Source organism: Clostridium sp. (assembly GCF_016650095.1).
In the GTDB taxonomy this organism is placed as follows: Bacteria; Bacillota; Clostridia; order Clostridiales; family Clostridiaceae; genus Clostridium_AD.
Map to the genome: position 1 here is coordinate 1 of NZ_JAENWL010000065.1, position 12,960 is coordinate 12,960.

The 12,960-nt window shown below is 32.7% G+C and carries 12 protein-coding genes; 4 read left to right on the plus strand and 8 right to left on the minus strand.

The window, feature by feature from the left end:
* Together ribH and JJE11_RS06005 are read left to right on the plus strand one after the other, a co-directional pair.
* Positions 1 to 304 (plus strand): 6,7-dimethyl-8-ribityllumazine synthase (ribH, locus tag JJE11_RS06000; protein WP_291633614.1); only part of this gene is annotated, 304 nt, incomplete at its 5' end.
* Between the two features lie 676 nt (positions 305 to 980).
* Positions 981 to 1,286 (plus strand): hypothetical protein, encoded by a 306-nt coding sequence (locus JJE11_RS06005; RefSeq protein ID WP_291633615.1) that lies wholly within the window; start codon positions 981 to 983, stop codon positions 1,284 to 1,286.
* 55 nt (positions 1,287 to 1,341) lie between these two features.
* Here the strand turns inward: JJE11_RS06005 and JJE11_RS06010 are convergent, their stop codons facing one another.
* From JJE11_RS06010 to JJE11_RS06045, 8 genes are all read right to left on the minus strand, one after another.
* Positions 1,342 to 2,421, minus strand: coding sequence for a diguanylate cyclase (locus JJE11_RS06010; protein ID WP_291633616.1), 1,080 nt, complete (start codon positions 2,419 to 2,421; stop codon positions 1,342 to 1,344).
* 126 nt (positions 2,422 to 2,547) lie between these two features.
* The gene (locus JJE11_RS06015) at positions 2,548 to 3,276 is read right to left on the minus strand and encodes an HAD-IB family hydrolase (protein ID WP_291633617.1); all 729 of its coding nucleotides are present in this window, start codon (positions 3,274 to 3,276) and stop codon (positions 2,548 to 2,550) included.
* Between the two features lie 76 nt (positions 3,277 to 3,352).
* On the minus strand, positions 3,353 to 3,934 hold the full coding sequence (locus JJE11_RS06020) for a 5-formyltetrahydrofolate cyclo-ligase (RefSeq protein ID WP_291633618.1): 582 nt from the start codon (positions 3,932 to 3,934) through the stop codon (positions 3,353 to 3,355).
* Between the two features lie 387 nt (positions 3,935 to 4,321).
* The gene (locus JJE11_RS06025; RefSeq protein WP_291633619.1) at positions 4,322 to 6,016 is read right to left on the minus strand and encodes a peptide ABC transporter substrate-binding protein; all 1,695 of its coding nucleotides are present in this window, start codon (positions 6,014 to 6,016) and stop codon (positions 4,322 to 4,324) included.
* 98 nt (positions 6,017 to 6,114) lie between these two features.
* Complete coding sequence (locus tag JJE11_RS06030; RefSeq protein WP_291633620.1) at positions 6,115 to 7,119, minus strand: ABC transporter ATP-binding protein; 1,005 nt, start codon at positions 7,117 to 7,119, stop codon at positions 6,115 to 6,117.
* On the minus strand, positions 7,119 to 8,129 hold the full coding sequence (locus JJE11_RS06035; RefSeq protein WP_291633621.1) for an ABC transporter ATP-binding protein: 1,011 nt from the start codon (positions 8,127 to 8,129) through the stop codon (positions 7,119 to 7,121). The genes JJE11_RS06030 and JJE11_RS06035 overlap by 1 nt, the downstream gene beginning before the upstream one ends.
* A gap of 14 nt (positions 8,130 to 8,143) precedes the next feature.
* A complete protein-coding gene (locus tag JJE11_RS06040; RefSeq protein ID WP_291633622.1) occupies positions 8,144 to 9,076 on the minus strand; it encodes an ABC transporter permease in 933 nt (310 codons plus the stop codon).
* Positions 9,077 to 9,087: 11 nt separating this feature from the next.
* Positions 9,088 to 10,008 (minus strand): ABC transporter permease, encoded by a 921-nt coding sequence (locus JJE11_RS06045; RefSeq protein ID WP_291633623.1) that lies wholly within the window; start codon positions 10,006 to 10,008, stop codon positions 9,088 to 9,090.
* A 765-nt stretch (positions 10,009 to 10,773) separates the two neighbouring features.
* Between JJE11_RS06045 and JJE11_RS06050 the strand changes: the two genes are divergently transcribed.
* Positions 10,774 to 12,354, plus strand: coding sequence for a sodium-dependent transporter (locus JJE11_RS06050; protein ID WP_291633624.1), 1,581 nt, complete (start codon positions 10,774 to 10,776; stop codon positions 12,352 to 12,354).
* Between the two features lie 386 nt (positions 12,355 to 12,740).
* Positions 12,741 to 12,947: a hypothetical protein gene (locus tag JJE11_RS06055; RefSeq protein WP_291633625.1), complete on the plus strand. Its 207-nt coding sequence runs from the start codon at positions 12,741 to 12,743 to the stop codon at positions 12,945 to 12,947.
* Positions 12,948 to 12,960: the final 13 nt, after the last annotated feature.

Below are 12,960 nucleotides of genomic sequence, written 5' to 3' on the forward strand. Positions count from 1 at the left end.
AGGTGCATTTGAGATACCATTAGTTGCAAAAAAGATGGCTAAGTCTGGTAAGTATGATGGCGTAATATGTTTAGGAGCAGTAATAAGGGGCGCTACATCCCATTATGAATATGTGTCTGGTGAAGTTACTAAAGGAATTGCTTCAGTAACACTTGAAACAGGAGTTCCAATTATTTTTGGAGTACTTACTACAGAGAATATTGAGCAAGCTATTGAAAGAGCGGGGACAAAGGCAGGTAATAAAGGGTATGATGCTGCAGTAAGCGCAATAGAAATGGCGAACTTATTAAAAAATATAGGATAGGAAAGTATAAAATTTCTCTTGCGGGACTTGCAATAAGAACTTGAAACTGGAAATTTGATTAAGAAATTCTAATCTTTTGCTCATATAAAATACTCTAACGCTCACACTCGACGTCCTGTCTCGGGTTCGCTAGACTGCCGTCCTGGCAGTCTTACGAGAATTTTATAGTCGCAAAAGAAGAATTTCTAAATCAAATTTCAATGTCTCTGCGTTTCTTATTGCAAGTCACTTCGGAGAAATTTTATACTTTAATATGTAGCTACTATTTTAAGTAAACCGTTGGGGTATCTATGAAAGTCTTACGAGAATGTTATATTGGCAAAAGCAGAATTTCTAAATGCGATTTCAATGTTTCTGCGCTTCTTATTGCAAGTCACTTATGAGAAATTTATACTTTTCTGGATGGGACCCCTACGGGGAAGGTCAGAAGACATTGAAATTATAACTGAAAAATTCTTTAGTACTCATGTACTGGCAAGCTTACGGGGAATTCATATGAGCAAAAGAAGAATTGCTAGATGGAATTTCAATATTTCGATTTTCATTTTTGCAAGTCACTAGGGCGAATTACATACGTAGCATTCAGCCCGCTCACATTAGTGCATGGTTTCACCTTAGTGTATATTTATGATATAATAACCCTTAAAAGGTAGAGAGAGCATAGGGGGTAGTGCAAATGGGACTGGGAGATAGTGTTTTTACTATTATATTTGTTATGATGGGTGCTGCTGCTGTTGTTACTGGACTCAATTTTGAGAAGAAGCAGGGCAAAAAATATAAGGGTGATAATTACGATGAGTATATAATTCTAAATAAGGTTATTTTAATTTTAATGGGGGGGATAATCCTATTTGGAACTTTCCTTGGACAAGGTATACCGATATTAAAAGATATGATTACAAATGTAACAATTGGAAGTTTGTTTGTAATATGGATTATATATTCAGTAATATCCAAAAAGAAATTTTCTAGCAAAAAATGAATCAGAATAGAAGTAGTAAACTTCTATCTGATTCATTTTTTATTTAAAGAAAAAATTATTCCGGGTGACATACTTTATTTCTTCCGGTACGTTTAGCAGAATATAATGCTGTGTCGGCATGCTTAACAACGTCTTCCAAATCAGATACATTATCAGGGTAAGTTGCAGCACCTATAGAAACAGTAATATTAATTTTTGTTTTATCGGGTAAAATAAAGTAGTGGATTTCTACAGCTAATCTTAACCGTTCTGCCACTTCTAGAGCTTGCTCACTTGGACAATCAGGTAAAATAACAGAAAATTCTTCTCCACCAATTCTAGATACAATATCAAAACTTCTACTAGAGGTAGATAATACGAGTCCTAATTGCTGTAATACTGCATCACCAGCTAAATGACCATATGTGTCATTCACTTTTTTAAAGAAATCTATATCAATTATTAGGATAGACAGATGTTCATTCTTATTTTTGACATTAACGAAGGACTCGTTTAGTGCATTATCGTATTGTCTAACGTTGTTTAAACCAGTAAGAAAATCTATAGTTGACTCTTGTTCTAATCTATTAAGTAATTTAATTGAAGTATTCATGTAATTTGCAATATAATATGCTAGAGCTCCAATAATAGAAGAACCCAACCAAAAATAAAAAAGCGTATGACTAAGTGTTATTGGATCTTTAATAATTAATAAAAATGTACTGGTAATGATTACGCAGCTTATAATGTTCATATAGATAAATTTTTTTAATTCTTCTATATCTAATTTTGAAATTAAAGCACAAGCAATAGCAACAATAAACATGTTAATAGAGGCTATTATAGCAGGGGTACTAACACCAAAGTAGCTTATTCTAAATATTGCAATTGTTATGCCGGCAATAATTGAAGCAAATCCACCACCATAAAGAGCGGCGAGTAGTATTGGAATATGACGTAAATCCATAATAACTTCAGGGGTAATCTTTATACTAAATAGCATTAAGATAATACCTAGCACTCCTTTAGTTAATCCGAAGAAAAATTTATCTTTGTATGATACTGATAAGTTTAAAAAATTTCTTTTGAATATTTGACTATTCATAAAAATAAAGGCAATTAGGATTGTACTGTTAATGAATAAATCTCTTAACACTATATAACTCCTTTCATAATAAGCGATGGTTATAATTCAAAGTAAAAAACTACTATACAATATTATATAATAGTTTTTTAGCGAAATAAAGCATATTAGGTAAAATAAACGAATATAATGAAAAAATTATATGTCTATGTGCTCTGGACGGAGTCTATAAACCACATCTTTTCTTTCTACCATTATATTAATTTTATCCTTTAATTCATCATCTTCTAGAATGTTTAGTAGCAGTTCTTTAGTAGGGTTGATTGCTGTAGGATGACTTATTAACTTTAGCATATTATAATCCCCAGAAGTGTCTCCATAAGCATAACTATGATTTAAATCAATATTATATTTAATTACAAAATCTTCTATAGCAATTTTTTTACTAGCACTATCCCACATAGGGATAATATCACCAGTGTAAATATCATCTTCGTTTAATAGGTATTTTGTTCCTATATAATCATCAAAACCATATTTTATAGACATTTCGCGTACAAGTTCAATAGGGCTACCTGATATGGTGATAATTATATGACCCTGATCTTTATGCCATTTAATTCTATCACGGGTATAGGTATAAACTCTATCTCCCTTTTGTTTTATAATTTGACTGGCAATAAACTCAATTTGACACCTATGAAGTCCGATTATTGCTTCGGAGTAAATATCAGCCATTTTAAGTAGGTAATTATCATAATTTCCTATTCGCTTATCCCATTTAACATAAAAGGGTTTTACTTCTTTGTACCATCTATCATTTTCTATAAGTTCGCTTTTGATTAATTTTTTAAATACCTCTGTAATTAAACCTTCCCTATAGAGAGTACCATCAATATCAAAGAAAGCAGCTATTCTTTTTTTCAACGGGATTCACCTCCGACACTAGTATAATTTAATATGGTATTGTGTAATATTTTAATAATAAAAAAATAGTGATGAATTAGTGGGGAAATATTATTCTTTTTTCAGTGATTATGAAATCTAGTGGTACATCATAAACACCGGTGGGAACACTATCAAGTATTTGATAGTCATAAGCTATTCCTATAGTAGGAGTAAATTTTGATTTTTTAGGTAAAAATCTATCATAATAGCCTGCACCAAAGCCTATCCTATTGCAATGCAAATCAAATACCACACCTGGGACTATGATTAAATCTATATCCTCAATATTAGCTTGTTTTAATAAATCATGTCTTGGTTCCATAACACCGAAAGTAGATTTAGTAATATCATTTGTAAGATTGTTTATTTTAAAAGGTACTATTTTTCGCTGTGATTGTATACAATAAGGCACAATTACTGTCTTACCATTATCTAAACACCAGGTGACAAGAGGATATGTATCTACTTCATTATTGAAACTTAAATATAACATGATATTTTTGCATTTTATAAATTGTGGTAATTCCGTAATTGTTTCTATAATTTTATTGCTAAAATCATTTACAGTTTCTATCTTCATATTTTTTCTTTGCTTAAGCATATTTTTTCTTAAATCATCTTTAAGATTATTCTCCATAAAGAGCCTCCTAGGAATTGTATCGCATAATTATAGTACACAAAATATAAAAACTGTTGTGGAAAAATCATTTATATACTACAAAATTTATGTTATTATAACATATGTTTTTAATATATGCAATTTGTAGAATATTACATAAGTTTCTATTATATGGGCGCATATAAAAAGTATTAATAATTATAAATAAATAATTTTGAGATCAGTAAAGTATTGTAAAATATTATATGAAAAAGAATAACAAAGTGGGACTAATCAATGATAAATTTTATGAAACGTTAGAAGAATAAGGTTTTGATTTTGAAAACAGATGACACTTTAAAGCGTTAATAAGAATAAAAACCCGTAACATTTATTGTTACGGGTTTTTATTCTTATTAGGTTATATTATTTAGCAGCTTCTACGTACGCTTTTTGGAACCATGTTTGACCTAAAGGTGATGTACGAGTTCCCTTAATATTTGGTTTTATAACTATTGTATTTGTATATTCATAAATAGGGATTATAACCATGTTTTCCATAAGAATGTCTTCTGCTTCATGCAAGATAGTCATTCTCTTAGCTGGATCTAATTCTTTTTTAGCAGCTAAGATTTTTGCATCATATTCTGGATTGTCGTATCCTGGGTCATTATTTCCTGAACCTGATGCAAATAAATCAAGGAATGTCATTGGGTCTGTGTAATCTCCTAACCAGCCATCTCTAGCAAGTTCATATTGTTTATCATTTCTTGTTTTTAAGAATACTTTCCATTCTTGGTTCTGAAGTTCTATGTCTACTCCAAGATTTTTCTTCCACATATCTTGAATAGCAGCGGCGATATTTTGATGTCCTACAAGAGTGTTGTATAGTAAAGTTATTCTAGGAAATCCCTTTCCTTCTGGATAGCCTGCTTCAGCAAGTAATGCTTTAGCCTGAGTTACATCTCCAGCTGCTGGGAAATATTCTTTACTCGTAAAATCCTTGCCATCTGGCTCTTTCATACCATGAGGAACAAATGAGGTTGATGCAATTTGACCGCCTTTACTAACATTTTCAACTATAGCTTCTCTGTCAATAGCAAGATTTAATGCTTTTCTAACTTTAACATTTTGTAAAGCCTTAGCAGCTTCTGGATTTACATCAAAAGCTCTAGGTGTAAGATTTGCTGCATAGTAGTAAGTTCCTAAGTTAGGAGTGATTTGGCAAAAACCATCTTTTATAAGACCAGGAATTTCAGATGCTGGTGGAGTCCTAAGCATATCCATTTGGCCTGCTTTAAATGCTGATAGTGCTGCTGTTTCATTCTCTAGCATTTTATAGTTAATAGTATCAAGTTTGATATTGCTGACATCCCAATACTTATCATTTTTCACGAAAGTCATTACATCTTTAGGCAACCATTCTTTTAATTTAAATGCACCATTAGTGATATAAGTTTCAGGTTTAGTAGCCCAAGCAGGATCAGTGTCTGCTACATCTTTTCTAACTGGCATATATGTTTGAAAAGCCATAAGTGATAAGAAGTAGCTTGTTGGGTTCTCGAGGGTAACTACAAGAGTTGAATCATCTGTAGCCTTTACTCCAACGTCATCAATAGTGGCAGGTTTTACACCAGGAGTTTTATCCGCAGCTGCAAGTCCGCTTTCATTGTATCCTTGCCCATTCTTTAAATAAAAGAGTTGGTAATTATATTCAGAAGCAGTGGCAGGTGTTAAAACTCTTTTCCATGCATATTCGAAATCACCAGCTACTACTGGTTGACCATCTGACCATTGAACGCCTTCTCTAATGTGGAAAGTATAAGTTAAACCATCCTCAGATAGTTCATACTTATCAGCCATACCTGGAATTGGTAGATCGTTGTCATCTAATCTCATTAAACCTTCGAAAGCATTCCCTATTATAGTCCCACTATCTACTGCAGTACTTAATGCTGGGTCGATAGTTTTAGATTCTGCACCTAAATTGAAAGTAATTACTTGTGGAACTTCACCCGTAGCATCTGTTTTTGGTTTGCTGCTACAGCCTGATAGCATAGTTGCCCCTAAAGTTACGGCAAGTAAAATTCCGCTTATTCTTGTAAATTTGTTTTTTGTCATTTTTATTATTCCCCCTCTAAGTATTTATATATATATATTCGGTGCAAAGCATCGAATTATATTCATTAGTATACAGACTAAACAAGTTTTTATGCAATCTAAAATAGGTGACAAGCCACAAAGTGATCTGTTCCTAAATTTTTCAATACTGGATCTACCTCTGAACATATTTTTTTAGCATATTTACATCTGCTTTTAAATCTACATCCTGGTGGAGGATCTATAGGTGATGGTATTTCACCTTCAAGCATAATCCTCTGTCTTAAAGCTGCCTGTTCAGGGTCAGGTATTGGAATGGCCGATAGTAAAGCTTGAGTATATGGATGCATTGGGTGGTTATATACTTCGTCACTTTCACCGATTTCAACCATTTTACCTAAATACATAACTCCTATTCTATTTGATATATGCTTAACCATTGATAAATCATGGGCTATAAAAAGATATGTTAATCCCATATTTTCTTGTAATTCTTCAAGCATGTTTATAACCTGTGCCTGTATGGAAACATCTAACGCAGATATAGGTTCATCACATATTATAAATTCTGGTTGCACAGCTAGAGACCTAGCTATACCAATTCTTTGTCTTTGTCCACCGGAAAATTCATGCGGATATCTGCTAGCATGTTCACTGCTTAATCCCACGGTTGTAAGCAGTTCTTGAATTCTTGACATCCTCTCTTTACCTTTATAAACACCATGAATGTCAATTGATTCACCAACAATATCACCAACAGTCATTCTTGAGTTAAGCGAAGCATAGGGATCTTGAAAAATCATTTGTATTTTTTTTCTATAAGGAAGCATCTGTTTTGGACTAAGCTTTGATAAATCTTTCCCGTCATATATTATTTGCCCACCAGTAGGTTCGTATAGCTTTATTATTGTTCTACCAGTAGTGGTTTTACCACAGCCTGATTCTCCAACTAGGCCTAAGGTCTCGCCTTTGTTAATTGTAAAAGAAATACCATCTACTGCTTTTACATTACTACGAGTAGGAACAAATAACCCCTTCTTTACAGGAAAATACTTTTTTAAATTTTTTATTTCAATTAATGCTTTTCCATCTGGAATATCAACTAATTCTTTTTCATCACTCATTATAAACTCCCCCTTCCAACAGGTGCTTTTGTCTTAGGTGCATCTGGGTGATTTAGAAAGCAAGCAGCAAAATGATTAGGACTAATTTCAAATAATGGTGGTCTTTGCTGTTCGCAAATTTTCATAGCATAATCGCATCTAGGCGCAAATGGACACCCTATAGGTGGTTTTAATAAATCTGGTGGTTGACCCTCTATTGGTTTCAATTTTTCTCTTATGGCACTTTTATGATTTGGGATACTGTTTAAAAGTCCCCAAGTATATGGGTGTCTTGGATTGTAAAACAAATCCTTAGTAGAACCTGTTTCTGCAATTAATCCACCATACATAACGTTTATTCTCGCACAAACATCTGCAACCACTCCTAAATCATGTGTTATAAGAATAATTGAAGTGTCTAATTTTTCTTTAATGTCCTTCATGAGCTCAAGAATCTGCGCTTGGATTGTAACATCTAGGGCTGTTGTAGGTTCATCTGCAATTAACAGTTTTGGCTCACAACATAATGCCATAGCAATCATTGCACGTTGTCTCATACCACCAGAAAATTCATGAGGATATTGTTTCATTCTCTGTTCGGGACTTGGGATTCCAACTAAAGAGAGCATTTGCACTGACTTATCAAAAGCCTCTTTTTTAGTTAACCCCCTATGTTTAAGTAATGGTTCCATTATTTGATTTCCTATGGTGAATACAGGATTTAGGGAAGTCATGGGATCTTGAAATATCATCCCTATTTCATTTCCTCTTATTGACTCCATTTGTTTTTCAGGAAGCGTTACAAGATTCTTACCCTGGAATAGGATTTCACCGTCTATTATTTTTCCTGTATCAGGAAGTAGTCTCATAAGAGACATCATAGTAACACTCTTTCCACTTCCAGATTCTCCAACTATTCCAAGAGCTTCACCTTTATTTAAGTAAAAGGATATTCCTCCTACAGCTTTAACTTCTCCTACATGTGTAAAAAAGGATGTTTTTAAATTGTTTATTTCAACTAATCTTTCCATAATTTTCCCCCTAACTATTTTCGCATCTTCGGATCTAGTGCATCTCTTAAGCCATCACCGAGGAAATTAAACGCAAGTATTGTTACACAAATTGCCATCGCCGGGAAAATAAGTTGCAATGGATAAAGCTGATATCCATCTAATGCTTCGGATGCTAGACTTCCCCAAGATGCTTGAGGTGCAGAAATTCCAAGTCCTATAAAACTAAGGAAAGCTTCTGTGAAAATAGCACCTGGCACAGACATTGTCATTGTTACTATTATTGGTCCCATACTATTTGGAATAAGATGCTTTAATATTATTCTCATGTTACTAGCACCGGATATTTTTGCGGCAAGGACAAATTCCTGTTCTTTTAGCGCCATAACCTGAGAACGAACTATTCTTGCCATTGTTACCCAAAAGGATATTGCAAGTGCAATTATAATACTTGTCATACCACCATCCGTAGATTCTGGATTGTGGAGGATAACCATTAAGAGAATAACATAAATCATAGGAGGAACTGACCAAATTACATCAACAACTCTCATCATTAAATTATCAACTATACCACCTGCATATCCTGAAACACTACCATATAAAATTCCTATAACGAGATTTAAAAAACTTGCCACGTATGCAATGGTAAGTGAAATTCTTGCTCCATATAATATTCTTATAAACATGTCACGACCAAACTTATCAGTACCGAACCAATGAGCTGAACTAGGACTTTGGTTTGCAATCATAAAATCTTGTGAATAATAATTGTATTTTGATACCATTGGCCCAATAATAGCAAGTAGAGTTATAAATATAACGAAAAATAATCCTCCCATTGCAAGTTTATTTTCTTTTAATCTTCTCCAAGCATCCTGGAAATAAGTCTCACTTGGTCTAACTATTTCGTTTAAATTTTTCTGACCATTTGGTATTTTTTCAAATAATTCAGTATTTATTTCCATATATATACCCCCTATGATTCAACTTTTATTCTTGGGTCAATTGCTGCATATAGTATATCAACAATAAGATTAGCGAGTACTAAGAAGGTAGCTTGTAAAACTACGAAACCTATTGTCACCGTGTAATCTCTGTTTCCTATACTTTGAATGAATTCTCTACCCACGCCTGGAATACCAAACAGACCTTCAATTACAAAGCTACCAGTTAAAACTGCAGCGATTAGCGGTCCGATATAAGTTACAATAGGGATTAATGAATTTCTTAGAGCATGCTTATATATAACTGTATTTTTAGAAAGGCCTTTAGCTCTTGCAACCTTAATGTAGTCTTGCCTTATAACATCAAGTAAAGCTGACCTTCCAAGTCTTGCAATAAAAGCCATTGAACCTGCCCCAAGAGCAATTGATGGAAGAACATAATCCTTTGCGGATTTAAGGCCAATAGCATTAAATATATGCGAATTTATTGCAAACACATAAATTAGCAATGTTGCAATTATAAAGCTCGGGACCGTAATGCCAAGGGTCGAAATAAACATACACAATTTATCTTGCCATTTGCCTTGATTAAGAGCAGCAACTATCCCCATGTAAACGCCTACAATTAGTGCGAAAACCATAGAACACACACCTAACCTAGCAGAAACTGGGAGCGAATATGCTATAATTGCATTAACAGATCTTCCTTTATATAGCATTGAAGGACCTAAATCCCCTTGTGAAAGGTTTACTAGGTAAGTAGTATATTGTTCGAATACAGGTTTATCCAAACCGTATTTTTCATTTAAACTAGCTATAACTTGTGGAGATAGCTTTTTTTCACCAGAAAATGGTCCACCTGGCATTAATCGCATTAAGAAAAAAGTTATTGTTACAATGACAAAAATAGTTACTACAGTTGAAAATAGTCTTTTAATTATGAAGCTTATCATTTTTTAACTCCCCTCATCGTAGAATGTTGGTACTTTTTACTTGAATTTGATAGAAATACTAGTGTTGGATTTAAATTACACCTCGCTATCTATGATTTAATTTATCCTTAGTTAATTTCAAAATATCCGCTTATGTAGTTTTTGAAAAATTCACAATTGTATACACTATTGAAATTCCTCGACACAAATATTTCATATTGAAATACTAGCATAAAATATTATGCTTGTCAAACCTACAATAGGCTTGTAAAACCAATGGTATACCCATCAAAACTGTTTTTAAGCTCTTCAGAACGGTTCAGTTGATATTGACATGTTTTGACTGAAATTGATAATTTATTGTTTTGTAGTTCCCGTAATTATAAAATTTATGTTAACAAAATGAATATTTATGTTAACATAATGAATAATTATTAATTAACTATTTTTAAGTTCTTCAGAACGCTTTTTATGATATTGGTCTGTTTAGACTCAAATTCACAATTATTAGATTTATATTTCCCTTAATTTCAAATTTTATGTTAAAAAATGAATATTTATTAATATGTCAATTTTCTAGTTAAATCTTTAATAAAGTGACAATTTTCTATGATTTTATTCTCAATTATAATATTTTGATTTAATAAATTATATATATTTTTTTGTTTAATAAAATTATATTAAGGATTTGTTAATATATTGTAACATATTGTAATATATATATAATATAAAAATATATTATATATAAAAAAATATTTTTAAATAAAACCCAAGAGGGGGCTAATAATGGTTGAAAAACGAGAAAATTGGGGGTCTAAAGTTGGACTTATTCTAGCAATGGCAGGGAATTCAATAGGGCTAGGGAATTTCTGGAGATTTCCTTATCAAGCTGCAAAAAACGGTGGCGGAGCATTTATGATTCCTTATGTAGGAGCTCTTCTTATAATAGGAATCCCTTTAATGCTCGTAGAATGGATGATGGGTAGACTTGGTGGAAGATATGGACATGGTACAGTAGGTTTTATGATTTATATTCAGTCAAGGGATAAGATTAAACCTAAAAAAGCAATCATATTAGGTTCTATTTGTGGAATGTTAGTTATTGGAGTTACATTACTAGTAAATTCATATTACAATCATATAATTGGGTGGACCCTTGGCTATGCTTTTTTATCTGCCACTGGTGGTTATTCGGATATGGCTGTAAGCACAGGAGAATTTTTTGTGAGTTATGTACAAAACCCTGTTTATGTATTTGTTTTTTGGCTTATTAGTTTAACATTTTTAGCTTTCGCAGTAACAAGAGGGATTCAGAAGGGTATAGAGTCTTGGGCAAAGGTAATGATGCCTGTTCTATATATATTTGGATTTGTATTAATTTATAAAGCGTTAACTATAGGATCACCAGTTAACCCAGATTGGTCAGCTTTAAAGGGGTTAGATTATCTTTGGAGTCCAAGATGGTCAGATTTAACTTTTAAAGGAACACTTGCAGCAGCAGGTCAAATTTTCTTTACGCTGTCACTCGGTATGGGAATAATTCAAAACTATGCTTCTTATTTAAAGAAAGATGATGATATTGTAACTTCAGCTTTGACCACAGTATCCTTAAATGAATTTGCTGAAGTAATACTCGGTGGAAGTATTGCAATACCAATTACTTATGCTTTCATGGGTGTAGAGGGTCTAAGTCAATCAATAGGACTATCTTTTATATCACTACCTAATATTTTTAGAACTATGGATGGCGGTAGGTTACTTGGTACACTTTGGTTTATGTTATTATTCTTTGCTGGATTTACCTCAGCTATTGCAATGTATAATTACTTGGTAACAATTTTAGAAGAAGGCATGGGTATGATTAAGAAGAAAGCATCATTTGTTGTTTTCATAGGATATATAGCAGTTGGATTACCAGTTGCTCTAGAGCCAATACTTACGAAAACCGCTGAACTTGCTTATTTTACAGAGCTTGATAATTGGGTTGGTACTTATTTACTGGTTGTAATGGGTCTTATAGAGATAATCGTAGCTGGTTGGCTCATGAAAGATAACCCATTAGACGAGATAAATCGTGGATCTTACTGGAAAGCACCAAAATGGATATATACTGTTATGATTAAATGGATAACTCCTGGAACAATAATAATTATTTTGATTGGATCAACTGCATCATATATTAAAGAAGGATATTTTAAACTTATACCAACATTTGTGGTAAAAACGCCAGAACTAATTCCCTGGGTTAATGGTGCGAGAATGGTTTTACTAGTGGTATTTGTTCTGGGCTTTATTGGGACTTATAAAAGTATAAAAAGCGTTTATGGTGAAGAATTTAAACAGAATAAGGTACTTATAAGGAAGTAATAATTTAAGAGGGTGGCGACTAGTTAATAATTGGTACCCATTTCAGAGAAATATAAGGGGGAAGAGGTATGAGTGGTCAAGCGTTGGCTTTTATGCTTATAATGTGGGGTGGAATAGCAGTTGCAGTAACACTTTGTTTAAGAGCAGTATTAAAGAATAAGTAAGAAAAATTATTCTTCCATATAAAGGAGCTCAATTTTTGAGTTCCTTTTATATGTATAATTATGAATTTTTCATGCCCCGAGTGTATGTTTTTGCTTGCCTCAAAAATTATATTAATACATTAAAAATTATAAATTGGGAAGTATATAACTATAATACTTACGATACTGTAGCATTAATAACGACTCAGTGTCTACAAGATATATAAATAGGGAGGAATATTCATGGATTATTCAAAAATAAGAGAAGTTAATGGAATAGACCACGCTTCCGATGTGCCAAGTGCAAAGAAAGGAATAGTAGATTTTCTTTCTGGTGAGGACAGATTTAAAGATTCGGTGCCACAAGATAGACTTAATTCATACAAAAAAGGTCGTGAAATAGCAGTAGAAATTGAGAATATTTTAAATGGAGATCAAAGGGCTTATTAGGGTATGAAAAAAA